We start from the raw sequence: 15,635 nt of genomic DNA on the forward strand, positions 1-15,635 counted from the left end.
ATTTTTATACTATTTTGAAATGTCAACTATATAAGGATTATCGCAGAACGTAGTGGACACGACTTGGAGCCTTTGCTATTCCGGACTAGATAGAATTTTCTATTTTTATAGAATCAAACAAATAAGCATCTATTCAGATAATAACAGCCGTTAATCGACTATATCTGAATAGATGCTATTTTTGAATTATTTGAAATAAGCAATAAATGACGTTATCTAGTCGGTAGTGACAGCTTTGTGGATGCTCAGTACTGAAATTAATTTCAAGTTGCGCCCAGTACGTTCCAGCATCCACAAAGCTTCACTTACAACGACATTCAGCAGTAACCTAACTTAAGAAAGAACCAGAAAATGATTACTAGAGTTTTTTAGGCTAATAATTTTTTGTTGGACCAATAAACTAAAATGATTAAAGGTAAAGTTATCATCATCATTGGGTAGAACCACGAAATTGGCAAAAAATCACTGATCAAGCCACCAGTAATTGGACCCAAGGACATTCCTAAGTCGACACCGATGTAAAAGGTACTGTTAGCAATTCCATGTTCATGAGGTGAAACGACCATCAAAGCTTTAGCTTGGCAAATTGAGAACATTAATCCGTATCCGACTGCCAAACCTAGGGTACTAATGATAAGGAAGAACCAATTAGTTAAATGGGTTAAACCAAACAGTCCAACTAAGTTTCCAATTAAACTGATTTTGATAAAGGTTTTGAAAGGAACTCTGTCAAAGAGATCACGCATTGATAATCGTAAAACTAACAAAATAATTGCGTAAATTGGGAAGAATATTCCTGCTGAAACAGAGAAATGTCTTTGGGCAATGTAACTAACTAAGTAAGTTTGAGTGGCAAAATATGGCAATGAAAATAGCAACAAGATTATTGCAATTGGCACTACTTTAGGCTGAACAATCTGTAAATGACGTTTAGTTGTAGGTTTAGTAGATTTAGTTGGTAAACCACGATTGCTGACGAATTGAATAATTATTATCAGTAATAAACTACAAAAAGCAGCTAACCAAAATGATGATTGGTGACTGATGTGTTTGTATAGGGAGATACTAATAGCAGGTCCGCAAGCCATTCCTAAAGCGTTGGCTAAACCGTAGATTCCCATACCAGCGCCGACACGATTAGGCGGCAGTAAATCAGCAATCCAAGTCGACATACAAACGGAACAAAGTGTATAACCTAGTCCGTTGATGATTCTTAAAGCAGTGATGATAACTAAATTAGTAGTTAAACCATAGCCAAGATTAGCTAGTAGTAAAAAAGAAGCACCAATCATAGTTAATTTGTATTTGGAAATTCGATCAGTTAGATTACCAGCAATTGGTCGTAATAACAGTGAAGTAATGTTCATAATACCGGCAATCAATCCAGCAATAGCACTAGTAGCACCAATATTTTGAGTGAATTCCGCAATAATTGGCGTAATGAGCATCGAGGACATCATATAGAAGAAACTGGCGATTAAAACTAGAGTGACATTCGGAGTGTAGAGTTTTGTTTTCATAAGAATCCATCACTTTCAATAAATATATAACCTATAAACTATACAACCATGAATCACTTTTTGTAAAATTAGTTTTGATTTTCAGAAATTAATCATAGATACCTTTACTCAAATATCTCTCACTAGAATCTGGAAAAATTGTCACGATATTGGAGTTGTCAGGTAAGCTTTCTGCAACTCGTAAAGCAGCTGCTAATGCTGCACCACTAGAACTACCGGCAAAGACACCTTGATTTTTAGCTAACCATTTAACGTAGTAGAATGCGATGTCGTCACTGATAGTTTCAACGGTGTCAATAGTTATGGAATCAAAAAATGGTGGAACAAATTCTACGCCAATACCTTCAATTCGATGATCATGTTCGACACCGCCATTTAAAATTGAGCCTTCTGGTTCAACAGTAATAGCTTGCATGTTAGGATATTTCTCCCGTAACGCTTGTGTAACGCCAACAAAAGTACCACCACTACCGGAGCCAGCAACTAGGGCAGTCACGCCGATACCTTTTAAGTCAGCAATAATTTCAGGACCAAGTGTTCTGTAATAAGCTTCGGGATTAGCAGGATTTTTGAATTGTAGAGGTACGTAGGAATTTTCTATTTCTGAAGCTAATTCTTGAGCTTTTTTGATGGCACCAGTAATTCCTTGTGAGCTAGGTGTATGAATGATTTGTGCACCTAAGGCTTTCATTAGGATTTGTTTTTCCTGACTGAATTTTTCAGGGACAACTAATTTAACTGGAAGATGATATTTTTGAGCTGCTAGAGCGACGCCAATACCAGTATTACCAGCAGTTGGCTCAATAATTGTAGTATTTTTAGTGATTTTGTCTTTTTTAAGACCATCTTCAATTAAATTAACGCCTAGGCGATCTTTGACTGAGCCACCAGGATTGAACATTTCTAATTTGGCGTAGATATTGACATCATTAGGTGCCGTTATATCTAATTTTAGTAAGGGTGTGTTGCCAATCGTTTGATAAATAGTATTCACTAACATTTTTCCATCTCCAAAAGAGTATACAAAAAGGGTGCAGACGATTAAATCCGCACCCTTTGCACTCTGATTTTTAGTTTTACTTTAGGATCTAAAAGTAGACACGCAAATCAGTGGGTCGCAAAAGATGCAATCCACAACAACAACTATTCAAGTTGAATTGATTTACGTTAATCATGTTTAGTCCTCCGTTAAAATTATGATTAGAGAATAGATTAAAAAATTTTAATTGTCAAATTATTTTTTGTCATAACTAGCGATTGAATCAAAGATAAACTTAACAAAGGCTTCACGGTCAACATCTTCAAGAACTTTGATACTGTTCTTCTTTTCTGAGTCAACACGACGGTCTGGGTAAGTCATACCACGATATTGGTCGTTAGTTAATGAAACGTCCATTGAGTAGTTAGTACTCTTTGTAAATAATTCTGGGGCAATCAAACTAATAACGGCACAAGCATCGTGGATTGGAATTTTAGTCATACCGATTGAGCTTTCGTGACCGGCATAAATATCAAGAATTGAACTGGCCATAACGCCGACATGTCCAAGGTCTTTGATCTTAGAAATTTCATCCATTGTTACATAAGCTTTGTTTTCAGTTAGGTTCAAGCCAGATAGGGTAATTGGTAAACCAGAATTGAAGACGATGTCCATAGCTTCAGGATCAACGTAAGCATTGAACTCAGCGGCTAGTGTGATGTTACCTTGAAGAGTTGAGCCACCCATGATATAAATGTGTTCAATGTTTTCTTTAACATCTGGGAAAGTCTTCAAAAGCAATGCTACGTTTGTCAATGGAGCTGTGGCAACAAGGGCGATTTTTTCATCACTATTGATGATTTTGTCATACATGTATGTAACGGCGTTATGACTCTTGATAGGATAGTCAAGACTGTTTTCTGGGAAATCATATCCATCCATACCAGTCTTACCGTGAACATGGCTAGCTGTTTGAATCTCTTTAACTAGTGGAGTTGCTTGACCAGCTGCTAGTTCAGCGTGAGAACCTAAGAAGGTCAATAATTTTTGGGCATTTTGAGTAACGTAGTCTAGTTGAACGTTACCACCAACAGTAGTTACACCAATCAAATCAGCTTTTTCGGGATGTGCAAGTAAAACTGTTAGAGCAATCGCATCATCAATACCAGGATCACAATCCATAATTACTTTTGTCATTAAATCCTTACCTCACTTTTTTAATTTTTGGGGAATTTTTTTCAAGGCGTGGACGAAACTGTGTCTTTCCAATGCACCTAAAGTTGAAAGAATCATTTGATCATTTTTATCCATAAAATTCTCAATTGTGTCTTGCATAGCTTTTGATTTGTCAGATAAGACAATTCGTTTTAGGCGTGAGTCATTTTGAACAGTCCGGCGCAATATTAAGTCGTTTTTTTCCATAGTTTTCAAAATATTAGTCGCTGTCGAGCGTCGAATGTTGAATTCTTGTTCGATATTCTTTTGATAAATGTGGTCTTGATGATTGTTGGCCAAATAGTGAATTATTTGGACTTGAGTTCCCGTTAAACCGTATTTGTGGGCAAAAGAATTGATCTCTCTTGAAATTTCATTCGATGCAACCTTAAGCAAATGAGCCACGTCACCCGTCATAAAATACCCTCCTTAGAGCATTGTGTTACAGAATAATTATAACATCATGTTTTGGATTCTGAGAGACAGCTTGTAGATTAATTCACAAAAATTTACTTATCATCAATTTATTTTGATATATTTTTTTAAAATATTCCTTCTTTTATATTTTCGAAGAATTACGAGAAACATTCTTTGTATTAATTGAAAAACTCTCTTATATTGGATTATAGAAACTAACACAGGGGGAAAAATAAATGGCTAAAGTTTTAATTTTAGGTGCTAACGGAAAGATTGCCCGTCTAGCAGAACATATTTTTGTTGATACAACAGATACAGATTTAAAATTATATCTCAGACACGCTGAACGTCTAAGAGATTTCGCGGATTCTCATACTTTGGCTGAAGCTGTTGAAGGCGATGCTACTGATGCAAATAATTTGGCAGAAGCTATGAAAGATGTCGACTTAGTATATGCTAATTTAGCTGGTGATAATATTGAGACTCAAGCACGTGCCGTTGTTGAAGCTATGCATGCAGAAAATAAAACACGTTTAGTTTGGATTTCAACATTAGGTATTTATGATGAAGTACCCGGCAAATTCGGTGAATGGAATAAGAAAGTTTTAGGCGATTATATTACTAACTATGCTGCTGCCGCTAAAGTTATCGAAGACTCAGATTTGGATTACACGATCATTCGTCCAGCTTGGTTAACTGATAAACCAGAAGTTGATTATGAAGTTACTCAAAAAGGTGAACCATTTAAGGGTACTGAAGTTTCAAGAAGATCAATTGCTCAAATAGTCGTTGATATAACTCAAGATCCTGACAAATATAGCCGTGAATCAATTGGCGTTAATAAACCTAACACTGATGGTGACAAACCTGCTTGGTATTAATAAATTAGAAGTGTCGTGTTATCGCGGGGCTTCTTTTTTTATGCTAAGGTTTAGTTTGAAATCGATTACAAGAGGAGAAAATAAATGGTTAAGAGATTAATTAGTGCCAATTCTAGTGAAATGTTAAGGATGAATGGAAAAGAATTAAAACAAAGTATCAAGGCAAGTGAAGGACGGGTTGTTTTGAGTGAAAATGTTGTCGTCCATGAACCTTTGGATGGCATTACGACTTCAGAAATGGCAGCAGCGTTTGGAGCGGACATGATTCTATTAAACGTTTTTGATGTCTTTAATCCCTTAGTTTTGGGACTTTACGACGGCGAAGGTACTTTGGCTACAGCTAAAGTTCATAACGATGGCAAAACGGTAAAAAGACTACAAAAATTAGTTGGTCGACCAATCGGAGTCAATTTAGAACCAGTTGATCCTGACGCCAAAATGTTAGAAGATCGTTTGACAATTCCAGAGGGAAGAATGGCTAGCGAAAAGACCCTACAAGAAGCTGAGAAGTTAGGTTTTAATTTTGTTGTGTTGACCGGAAATCCTGGTACGGGTGTCACGAATGAACAAATTGCTAAGAATATTGTTACAGCTAAAAAAGTATTCTCTGGTTTAGTAATTGCCGGGAAGATGCATGGCGCTGGTGTTGATGAAGCAGTAGTTAGTGAGAAAGCCGTCGAGCAATTTCTCGAAGCAGGTGCCGATGTAATTTTGGTCCCCGCAGTTGGAACAGTTCCTGGTTTTGACGAAGTTGAATTGAAGAAAATAGTTCAACTGGTTCATAGATCAGGAGCTTTAGTGATGAGTACGATTGGGACTAGTCAAGAAGGTTCAGGCCATAATTTTATTGAGAATATTGCCATCAAGAATAAAATTTGCGGTGTCGATATTCAGCATGTTGGCGATGCGGCTTGGGGAATTCAGTCACCAATGGAAAATATCTTTGCACTAAGTAAGGCAATCCGTGGTGAACGACATGCAATTGTGAGAATGTCGAGATCAATAAATAGGTAGACGTAACGTTATATTGTATGTATAGCATGATTATATAGATTTGATTAATGTGAGTTACATTTTTTCAGTACATAACATATATCATTAGGTTAAAATGAAAACGGTTAATGTATTGAAGATGTTAGAAAATGAAATTTAACAGTGTTGATAAATAAAAAAATTATCCAAAATAAAATGATTGGAATTGATTTAGAATTTTTGGTAGATATCTGAGAACTAATGAGTCAAGTAGTATAACGTTATTATGGAGTGCTTTTTTATTCAAATTTGAGTAATAATAAAATAGGAAATGAAACTATAGATAGTGAGTAAGTAAAATATTTATCGAAAATATTTTACTTAGCTAAGTTGAAAAACCTAAAAAAATTTCAGAAAAAACTTACCAAATCAATTTTTTTCTGGTATATTAACCTACTGTTGTAACCAAACGGAGGTAAATATGAGTAAAACTCAAAAAATTAATACAAAACCTCTTCATCCGTTACTCGCATTGATGGGTGTTCTAATTGGTGGATTTGTGGGGATGTTCAGTGAAACTTCACTAAATATTGCTCTTCCATCAATCATGAAAGCTTTTAATATTGAAACAGGTACTGCACAATGGTTAGTTACTGGTTACATGCTAGTAATTGCGATCGTCTTGCCACTTTCAAGTTTATTGACTAAACACTTCTCAACTAGGGGATTAGTTAGATTTGGACTTTGGGATTTCATTATCGGTTCAGTTATTTCAGCTGTTGCCGTTAGTTTCCCAATGCTTTTAGTTGGTAGAATGATTCAAGGTATCGCTACTGGTATCATTTTGCCATTAATGTTCTCAATTGCTATGAGAATATTCCCACCTAATAAATTGGGTGGAGCCCTTGGTATGGCAGCATTGGTTATTATGTTTGCACCAGCCATCGGACCTACAATTTCTGGTATTATTTTAGGCGCTTTGTCTTGGAGATTCATTTTCTGGTCATTTATCGTGTTCTTATTGATCGGTTGGGCCATCATGGAAAAGAATCTTACTAACGTCTTTGAAGTTACTAAAACAAAAGTTGATTGGCTTGCTATTATTCTTTCAACAATTAGTTTTGGTTTGATCGTCTTTGGTATCAGCTTCTTAAGTTCAAACATGGCAGTCGCTTTGATTGCTCTAGTAATTGGCTTGATTTTCTTAGTCGTTTATATCAGACAACAACTGCATGCAAATGTTCCAACTTTGGACTTTACAGTTCTAAAGAAACCTGAATTTGTTACTGGTTCTGTACTAGTAATGATCAACTTTGGTATCACACTTTCAGCAATGTACCTATTGCCAATGTACCTTCAAAATGGTTTAGGTGTCGCCGTTGCTTTAACAGGTATCATTATGTTGCCAGGTGGAGTCATCAACGCGGTCGTTTCATTTGGTGCCGGTCGTGCTTACGATAAAATCGGTGCTAAGATGATGTCACGTCTTGGTTTCTTGATTTCAATTATTGGTTCTGCAATGTTCTTATTCAGTAATCAAAACAGTTCTATTGGATATATCATTGCAGCCCACATTGTCTTGATGATTGGTGTTCCACTAGCTATGTCACCATCACAAACTTATGGTTTAAATTCACTAGATGCCTATCAATCAGCTGATGGTTCGGCTATTATCAATACTTTCCAACAAGTTATTGGTGCGGTTGCTACAGGTATCGCCACAATTCTTTTGAGTACCGGTCAAAGTACGTACTTTGCTAATGGTGGATATTCTGCAAAATTAGCATTTACTAATGGCGCTCACTACGGATTTGTGTTTACATTAGTATTAGCTGTTTTTGGATTCTTATTGGCATTCCGTGTGCACAATAAGGTTAAAGAAACAGTAAGTTCCAAACAAACAGAAGCTTCTCCTGAAAAGGGTGAAAATACTGTAACTGAATAGACTAGTCGCGAAGTTTTTCAGTAAAAAACAATTGATACAAAAAAAACTGATCAAGATGGTAATTGATTAGTTTTTTTTATGCCATGAATGTAAATTTGAGGTTGAAATATACAACTGATTCTCTTATAATAATAGGGTTAATAAAATAAGTTAAATGTAATAACGGGAAGGAGGTTTTTTTAGATGTCACAAAATACACATAAAGGTATGACTGGCCACCGCCGTCCTGTAAACCAAAAAAATGGTGCAGAAAAACGCGCTAACACACAAGCTGTTCTTGACTTCTTGAAGAGCCGCGACACAAAAGAATCAAAATAATTAGTAATAAATAAGAGCTGACGGAAAAATCCGTTAGCTCTTTTTTTAAACAGTTGTAATTGTATTGCGACCATTTCGCTTGGAATGGTATAAAGCTTTGTCAACTCGAGAATAGAAGTCGGTTATTGAAACGTCGTGAGGACTGATTTCTGAAACGCCGAATGAAGCAGTAATATGAATATCCTTTTCTTTGAGATGAATGGGAGTGGAATTGATGGCTGAAAAAATCCTATTGACGATGTCAGTTGTTTGCTCGACTTTGTAGTTAGGAAAGATAACGTTGAATTCCTCGCCACCAGTTCGGTACAACTTGATTTTGGGATTACTTTGTTTGAGTACGTTTTGAACAATATGAACGACTTCTTTTAAAACCTCGTCACCAGCTAAGTCGCCATAAGTATCGTTGATATGCTTGAAATGGTCAATATCGAACATCATCATAGTAAATTTGGTACTAGGTTGATTATCATCTTTAAAAATGGCCCGTAGATCGATGTCAAAAGCGTCGTAATTAAAGGCGTGAGTGAGTCGATCGTGAGTAGCATCCCTAAACAGTGCGGCCCGAGATTCTAAATCAGAGAACAAAACAGCAATATATCCAATCGTGAATAGTTCCATAACGAATAATGAAACTAATTGATGGATGAAAACAGGATTACTGATATTGAATTTGATTTTGGCAAAGAACCAATAGAGGAATCCAAAGATGATACTGACTAGTAAGTATTTAAAGAACGGAAACTTATTTTTTGTATGATTCTTGATGTGATTCAGAGCCTGATAAAAGACGATCAGATCAAATGATAAGCACCAAGATTCCCAACTCGTTAAAGCTGAATTTAAAACCATGAATGCTAACAATATTAGAGGGAAGAAATAGTAATAGTAGCGTTTGTTGGCACTGAGAATTACGGTATAGAAAATAATTGAAATCAATTCAAAGTTAATATAGATCCAGGATTGTTGTACGTGGGTAGCCGCAATTTCCATATAAAACAAAAGCGACATGATATAAATAACTCCTAAGGCAGCTCTTAAGGAGTAGGGATCGTAATGAATAGCCATCTTATTGAGAAGAACTTTAATACCAGAGAATAATACTTGGAAGACTAAAAAGGCTCCTAGAATATAAAACAAACTCGGTAATAATATGGATGCATCTAAAAATGAGCTGGTTAACAAATATTTATCCCTCCTTTATATGTATATAACAAGTATAATTGTATTTCCTAAGAAAATTAATAGTTGAAATAAACAAAATATCCTATAAAGAGAATTTAAATCCTCTTTATAGGATATTTTTAATCGACAGTTTCTGGACGGTGTAATTTAAAGGTCAAAACTAAAGCTACAATTAAGAATCCTAAACAAGCTAGAAATCCGGCTTGAATACCGACAGATTGATTAACTGTGCTACCAGTGATGATTTTGTCAGTCATCGTGATAACGGCAATAATAATGGCTGTTCCAAAGGATGCAGCAATCTGTCTAAGCGTGTTGAAGGTTGCCACACCATCAGAGAGATATTTTTTGGGTAAAGCACTTAGAGCTTGAGTTTGAATAGGAATCAAGATCAAAACTAATCCCAATTGGCGAATCATCTGCCCTAGGGTCAACATTAAAACTGAGGCGTTAACATCGATCACAGCTTGCATAAAGGTACCAAAGCAGTCAATCAAGACACCAGTGACAACGATACGTCTAATGGGATATTTATCAAATAGGCGGCCACTGACTGGCGACATGAAACCAGTTAAAATAGCTCCTGGTAACAAAGCTAAGCCAGAAATTAATGGACTCTTGTGTAAGATATTCTGAATCATTAATGGTAGTAAAATCGTGTTGCCGTACATAGTCAAAACAATCAACATATTGATAGTTGTAGCGACTGAGAATTGTGAATGTTTAAAAATTTCAAAATTAATAATGGGACTGTCAGCTTTATTTTCCATAATTGAGAAAATACCGATTAAAATCAATCCGATAACTGTGAATCCTAAAACGTTGAAAGATAGAAATTGAGATTGACCAATGTTTGAGAAACCAGTTAATAGGAAGAGTAATCCTAAACTGATTGTAATCAAACTTGGCACGTCGAATTTAGGATTTTCACTCGTTTCAACTTGTGGCAATTGGAAGATCGATAGTAAAACGACGGCAATGATGAATGGCAAGATCAAGATAAACAAGTATTGCCAAGGGAAGTACTGTAAAATCACACCTGACAAGGTTGGGCCGATGATAGGGGAAAAGTTAAAGGCCAAGCCGATAATCCCCATAACGGCTCCTTGTTTGTCTCTAGTTGTGTATTGCATTGCTAAAACATTGACCAAAGGCATCATCATTCCGGTACCGATAGCCTGAATCATTCTCCCGATAATCACGAGTATAAAAGTATTAGCAATCGCACCGAGGATTGTTCCAACTAAGAAGATCGAACTAAAAGCGATAAATAAGTGTCGAAAAGAAAATTTCTTAATAAAGTAAGCACTCGTTGGAATCATAATTGCATTGACCAGCGTGTAACCATTTGTCAGCCACTGAACAGTAGATGAGTTGACATTAAAGACGTGCATGAAAGTAGGTAGAGCTGTGTTCATTAAAGTAGAGCACAAAACACCGAAGAAGGTCCCAAAGACCATGATGAATAGTGATTTCTTAATTTGTTTTGACATTTTGGTGCTCCTAATCTAAAAGTAGTAACCTATTTATTCTAGTTATTTAGATTAGGCTGGTCAAATGCTATTTATTTAGCTTTTCGTAGACATTGTGAGGGATATTTTTTGCAAAGGCTTCTTGATATGTGATGACATAAGTTCCCTTAGTAGTCAATTTCAAGTAATGATCTTGTTTTAACTTGCCCATTCCGGTAAATTTGATAGGATGCTTCCCACCATTTTGATCATAACTAGTCAAAGTGTATTCGTAGTTGCCATAACCATCTTCGTCGACCGCTTTAGAATTATCGATTTTGACATAACGTGGTTCTTCTTTGGTCAAAACATTGAATTGATTGAGAGCTTGTCCCATCTCACTTGTATTATCTTTGAGACCAACGCAAGCCCCAAAATATCCGATTACTAATAGAAAAATACCCAACAAAAAAACTCTTAAAAAACTTCTCATTTGAATTACCTCCTGAAAAGTATCTTAAGAGTTTTTTGCTTTTTTAGACATTTGATTCACTTACATTACTCTTACAGATTTGTAAGCTTACCACCAATCGAAATTAAGGGTGTAGTCTACAATCTTGTTGAATAATTTGGCAATTAATTCCATCATAGTCAAACACCTCCAGTAACTATTCTTTCTACCTATATTATAGTTGTAAATGAAAGCGTTATCAATGATTATTAACCCCAGATTTCGTCTTGAATTGACTTAACGAGTTTTAATTTGGCCCATTCTTGATCTTCGGTCAAAACATTGCCCTCTTCAGTTGATGCAAAGCCACATTGAGTTGATAACCAGAGACGATCTAGTGGTAAGTATTGGCTAGCTTCTTTGATGCGATCGATGATGTCTTGACGGTTTTCTAGTTCACCAGATTTAGTAGTCAAAAGTCCTAGGACAACTTTCTTGTCGCCGGAAACTTTAGCTAGAGGTTCAAAGCCACCAGCACGTTTTGAGTCATATTCGAGGAAGTAAGTGTCGACATTTTCTTTAGCAAAGAGTGTGTCAGCGACGGGACCATAACCGCCAGAGAAAGCAAAATCTGAATGATAGTTACCGCGACAGACGTGTGTGTTGATAGTTAAATCTTCAGGCAAGTTTTCGATAGCTTTGTTATTGAGGTTCAACAAGATATCTTGAATACCCGAGTTAGCATAAGCTTGTCCATCAGGAGTTGAAAGGAAACTATCGTCTAAGAATAGTCCCCATGAGCAATCATCTAATTGAATCACTCGAGCACCTTCGTCGTAAAAAGCCAAGATAGCGTCATGATAAGCTTGTTCGATGTCTGAATAAAGATCTTCAATGTTAGGATAAAATTCTTTGATTTTATCATCATTAGTACCACGAATTAGTTCGATATAAAGTTGTGAAGGGGCGGGAATAGTTTGTTTAGGTTCGATATCCAAGTTGTCAGTCAATGACTTCAAATAATCGAAACGTTTGATGAATGGGTGAGTATCTTTGTTAAATTTGATTTTTCCAGAAAGGATAGCTGTGTCGTCACGAGTTTCTTCATGAGCAAAATGATAGCCTTCGCCGTAATGAATATGGTCGATACCTTCAAAGCCCCAGAAGAAGTCGAGATGCCAATAAGAACGGTGGAATTCACCATCAGTAGCGTAATCCAAGCCAATTTTTACTTCTTTATCTACTAGGTCTTTGATTGCTTTATCTTCAACTGCTGTAAGTTCTGCTTGAGAGATCTTCTTGTTATTGAAATCCTTACGTGCTTGCTTTAATTCTTCTGGTCTAAGAAAACTTCCTACGTGTTGGAATCCGATTTTATTTGCTGTTTTTACTGTCATATTGTTTTTCCTCCTGAAATTGCTTATTTAATTTTCCCCTGAAACGACGAAATCGCCCCTACAAAACAGACCTAAATCTGAATTGTAGGGACGATTTCCCGTGATACCACCCTAATTTATACTTTGCTTACACAAAATACCTCAACGACACTAACATGTCCGGGATGATATCGCATCCTTGCGTACCTTTGGCTTGCACCTAGGTAAGACTCCAAGCTCATCTTCAGTTAAACTTTCGTTCCGCCTTTTCACTATCTAGCGGTCACTCTCCAAACTACTCGTCAACTTACTCTTCTCTTCAACGTCTAATAAAATTAAATAAGTTTTAATTAATTGATTGGTGATTAATCTACACCTTGATTTTTAGTTTGTCAAATATGTTTTGAAAAAAATTTATCGTTATAACACCAAATTAAATGTTTTCAGCAATATCACTGGCCGTCCAAGTCACGGTGGCGTGGTATTTACCAGCTTTGGAATTTCCGTTTTGTTTTAATAAAATTCCTGAATTATTGTCCCATTTTTGTGAAATATCATCGACTTTTATTGGATCATGAAGGGTTCTGTCATCAGTAACGAAGGTAGGGGCGTCAGTTAGTGGATGCATTGAATTTTGTTGATCAATAAAAACTAATGAACCGTTGAAAGGAGTTTCGCTATCTTCTAATGGGGTGGCAGAAACGCTCAAAGACCAAGGTTCACGGAAACTAGTTATTTCGAGGATAAAATTTGTTTTTCGATGTAGAATTTTATTTTTGTTAAAAATGGTAGTGTCAGAAAATTCGATATTTTTTGATGTTCTGATTTGTAAGATCTTATTTTGTAGGACATGAACGGTAAAAGTTTGTGTTAGGGTTTTAATACCATCTTTGTCCGTAGCAAAAACTGATACAGAAACATTGGTTTGATTGGGAAAGAGTGACCAAAAATCGATTTTTGAGGAATCGTTATCAATTAGTTCACGTAAATCAATTGTGTTGGATGAAGTATCAGAATTAGAATCTGATGGTAAAGTTTTTGAAAAGGTATGATTGCCGACTTCAAAAGTATATTTGATATTATCGGAATCATAGAAGTCATGTTTATCGCTGTAAGTTAATTGTGGGTTGATATCGAGTGTGGCATTTTCCTGTTTGTATAATAAATTTTTATCTGTTAATGGTTTCATAGACATCGACCAAGTAGGATTATATTTGATTGTAAAGTCAGGTGTTTCAGTCGAACTGATATTAGTATCACCGATGAATTTGGCTGGTTGTTTAGTAACCTCTAAATTTTTACCAGTCGTGTTGTTGACAGTTCCGTTAAAAGTGATTTTGGCGGTACCGTTATTGGAATTTAAGGGAGAGCGCAGTGTGTACGAAACATAAGTTTTGTCAGTTGCTAAAGAACTTGCAGGGATGTCTTCAATCATGCCATTAGCGTAATAAATAGTTCCAATATTATTTTGAGCATCAGGAGTTAATTTGAAGTGTTCTGGTAAATTAAAATGTGCTTTGATGTCGTTCCAATCGGCATTTCCGGTATCGTAATTTAATTGATAATTAAGAGATATTTTGTCGCCGCCTAAGACGGTTTTATCGGTTGAATCATTGGTAATAGTTTTGTTTAGATCTTGATCAAATATTGAACTGGTGGCATGAGCTTCTACTAGAGATGGGATGGATTCGAAGTCGACTAATTTACTGGCTACAATTCTAGATTCATTTGGATTGGGTTTATCACTATTGGCACCAGTAAACCCCCACAATACAGTATGCTGACCACTAGCTAAATGAAAAATATCAGTATTAACATCTATTGAATGTGAAATACTTTTGTTGAATTGATTACCGGTATTTACTGGGTTCAAAGTACCATCTTTATCTTTGTCATTAAAATAATAAGTGGCTTTACCGATTGTGCTACCAGCTTTTGGAGGGGTCCAAGTAAAGGTCATATGATGCCAATCAACGTTTTGATTATGTGAATTAGTACCGTCAATTAAGGAAGCCGTGGTGTTCTCAGTATGAAATAATGAGTAAGTTTTCGTAAAGGGACTATAAGTATTACTATTAGATGTTCCAGTGACTAAATTTGTTAAATGATAGGAATTGGGATTGGATGGAAAAGTAAAAGAAATGTGACCGTATTGTCCGGAATAAGCCCCTAATAAAGTGTTGTCCGGAAAATCATTCGGCACAGTAACACTAGTATCTACAGTATCAAACGCATTTAGTGAGTAATCGGCATGTTGATAGACTATGAATGGATATCTCCAAATACTACCAGTCGAATATGTTTGAAAAGCTGTTGGCGCATCTCCTTGTGAATTAGTCACATCGTTTTTTTGCGTATCAAATTCAATTGCTAAACTATTTTGAATAGCGCTTTTAGCTACAGCGATGGAATCATCGAATTTCGTAGTATAACCGGTTAATCCAGCAGTACCATAAATTTGTGTCTTTGTAGATCGATCATATCCATCAACACCTAGTGCTTGTCCACCGGCACCTAAAGCTGCTTGTTTTCGACTGTCATTTTGTAAAACTAAAGCCATTCCTTGTCCGTTGAAGACGTCAGAACCTTGATCTTTTCCAAAATATAACCAGGCAGAAATAGTCTGAGGGTAGCGCAAATCAATATAATTTTTAATGTCATCGCGACCCCATAATGCGCCATAAGTAGAATAACCATCGGCTAAATCTAGGATGTAATTATTTTTTATTGAAGCAGAATTAGTCTTGAAAGGATTATGTTCCCCGTAAGGAGATGGCTGGGTAACGGGATAGAAGTATTTACTAATATCAATTCCCTCAGGAGCAGAGGCGATAGCACTGTTAGTATCCGCAAAACTAACGGAATAATTATTTGAAATGGCAGATTGTAAAATATAACCGAACACTAGTGGACACAAAAACCCATAAA

At 36.0% G+C, this 15,635-nt stretch carries 13 protein-coding genes; 4 read left to right on the forward strand and 9 right to left on the reverse strand.

Annotated features, from left to right (window positions below; genetic code table 11):
* Positions 1–368 precede the first annotated feature (368 nt).
* From FC88_RS00150 to FC88_RS00165, 4 genes are all read right to left on the reverse strand, one after another.
* Positions 369–1,520, reverse strand: a complete 1,152-nt coding sequence (locus FC88_RS00150; RefSeq protein WP_057811791.1) for an MFS transporter — start codon at positions 1,518–1,520, stop codon at positions 369–371.
* An 88-nt stretch (positions 1,521–1,608) separates the two neighbouring features.
* Positions 1,609–2,520: a PLP-dependent cysteine synthase family protein gene (locus tag FC88_RS00155; RefSeq protein ID WP_057811792.1), complete on the reverse strand. Its 912-nt coding sequence runs from the start codon at positions 2,518–2,520 to the stop codon at positions 1,609–1,611.
* Positions 2,521–2,754: 234 nt separating this feature from the next.
* Complete coding sequence (locus tag FC88_RS00160; RefSeq protein WP_057811793.1) at positions 2,755–3,696, reverse strand: nucleoside hydrolase; 942 nt, start codon at positions 3,694–3,696, stop codon at positions 2,755–2,757.
* 12 nt (positions 3,697–3,708) lie between these two features.
* Entirely contained in the window at positions 3,709–4,131 is a 423-nt protein-coding gene (locus FC88_RS00165; RefSeq protein ID WP_057811794.1) for a MarR family winged helix-turn-helix transcriptional regulator, read from the reverse strand.
* Positions 4,132–4,367: 236 nt separating this feature from the next.
* Here FC88_RS00165 and FC88_RS00170 point away from each other — a divergent pair, with 236 nt between their 5' ends.
* From FC88_RS00170 to FC88_RS13235, 4 genes are all read left to right on the forward strand, one after another.
* Complete coding sequence (locus FC88_RS00170; protein ID WP_057811795.1) at positions 4,368–5,012, forward strand: SDR family oxidoreductase; 645 nt, start codon at positions 4,368–4,370, stop codon at positions 5,010–5,012.
* Between the two features lie 84 nt (positions 5,013–5,096).
* Complete coding sequence (locus FC88_RS00175; RefSeq protein ID WP_057811796.1) at positions 5,097–6,026, forward strand: DUF7916 family protein; 930 nt, start codon at positions 5,097–5,099, stop codon at positions 6,024–6,026.
* A 439-nt stretch (positions 6,027–6,465) separates the two neighbouring features.
* Entirely contained in the window at positions 6,466–7,929 is a 1,464-nt protein-coding gene (locus FC88_RS00180) for an MFS transporter (RefSeq protein WP_057811797.1), read from the forward strand.
* 183 nt (positions 7,930–8,112) lie between these two features.
* Positions 8,113–8,247, forward strand: coding sequence for a hypothetical protein (locus FC88_RS13235; RefSeq protein ID WP_010018183.1), 135 nt, complete (start codon positions 8,113–8,115; stop codon positions 8,245–8,247).
* A gap of 45 nt (positions 8,248–8,292) precedes the next feature.
* Here the strand turns inward: FC88_RS13235 and FC88_RS00185 are convergent, their stop codons facing one another.
* From FC88_RS00185 to FC88_RS12990, 5 genes are all read right to left on the reverse strand, one after another.
* Positions 8,293–9,429, reverse strand: a complete 1,137-nt coding sequence (locus tag FC88_RS00185; protein ID WP_057811798.1) for a GGDEF domain-containing protein — start codon at positions 9,427–9,429, stop codon at positions 8,293–8,295.
* 119 nt (positions 9,430–9,548) lie between these two features.
* Complete coding sequence (locus FC88_RS00190; protein WP_057811799.1) at positions 9,549–10,922, reverse strand: DHA2 family efflux MFS transporter permease subunit; 1,374 nt, start codon at positions 10,920–10,922, stop codon at positions 9,549–9,551.
* A gap of 67 nt (positions 10,923–10,989) precedes the next feature.
* Entirely contained in the window at positions 10,990–11,373 is a 384-nt protein-coding gene (locus FC88_RS00195; RefSeq protein ID WP_057811800.1) for a YxeA family protein, read from the reverse strand.
* A gap of 227 nt (positions 11,374–11,600) precedes the next feature.
* Positions 11,601–12,728, reverse strand: coding sequence for a 5-methyltetrahydropteroyltriglutamate--homocysteine S-methyltransferase (locus FC88_RS00200; RefSeq protein WP_057811801.1), 1,128 nt, complete (start codon positions 12,726–12,728; stop codon positions 11,601–11,603).
* Positions 12,729–13,140: 412 nt separating this feature from the next.
* Positions 13,141–15,635, reverse strand: a 2,495-nt coding sequence (locus FC88_RS12990; RefSeq protein WP_162256515.1) for a hypothetical protein, incomplete at its 5' end; no start/stop codon positions are given.

This window comes from Companilactobacillus futsaii JCM 17355, assembly GCF_001435505.1.
GTDB classification, from domain to species: domain Bacteria; phylum Bacillota; class Bacilli; order Lactobacillales; family Lactobacillaceae; genus Companilactobacillus; species Companilactobacillus futsaii.

Excerpts from the sequence above, each read along its gene's own strand:
- FC88_RS00150 (WP_057811791.1), bottom strand. The coding sequence starts at position 1,520 with ATGAAAACAAAACTCTACACTCCGAATGTCACTCTAGTTTTAATCGCC.
- FC88_RS00155 (WP_057811792.1), bottom strand. The coding sequence starts at position 2,520 with ATGTTAGTGAATACTATTTATCAAACGATTGGCAACACACCCTTACTA.
- FC88_RS00160 (WP_057811793.1), bottom strand. The coding sequence starts at position 3,696 with ATGACAAAAGTAATTATGGATTGTGATCCTGGTATTGATGATGCGATT.
- FC88_RS00165 (WP_057811794.1), bottom strand. The coding sequence starts at position 4,131 with ATGACGGGTGACGTGGCTCATTTGCTTAAGGTTGCATCGAATGAAATT.
- FC88_RS00170 (WP_057811795.1), top strand. The coding sequence starts at position 4,368 with ATGGCTAAAGTTTTAATTTTAGGTGCTAACGGAAAGATTGCCCGTCTA.
- FC88_RS00175 (WP_057811796.1), top strand. The coding sequence starts at position 5,097 with ATGGTTAAGAGATTAATTAGTGCCAATTCTAGTGAAATGTTAAGGATG.
- FC88_RS00180 (WP_057811797.1), top strand. The coding sequence starts at position 6,466 with ATGAGTAAAACTCAAAAAATTAATACAAAACCTCTTCATCCGTTACTC.
- FC88_RS13235 (WP_010018183.1), top strand. The coding sequence starts at position 8,113 with ATGTCACAAAATACACATAAAGGTATGACTGGCCACCGCCGTCCTGTA.
- FC88_RS00190 (WP_057811799.1), bottom strand. The coding sequence starts at position 10,922 with ATGTCAAAACAAATTAAGAAATCACTATTCATCATGGTCTTTGGGACC.
- FC88_RS00195 (WP_057811800.1), bottom strand. The coding sequence starts at position 11,373 with ATGAGAAGTTTTTTAAGAGTTTTTTTGTTGGGTATTTTTCTATTAGTA.
- FC88_RS00200 (WP_057811801.1), bottom strand. The coding sequence starts at position 12,728 with ATGACAGTAAAAACAGCAAATAAAATCGGATTCCAACACGTAGGAAGT.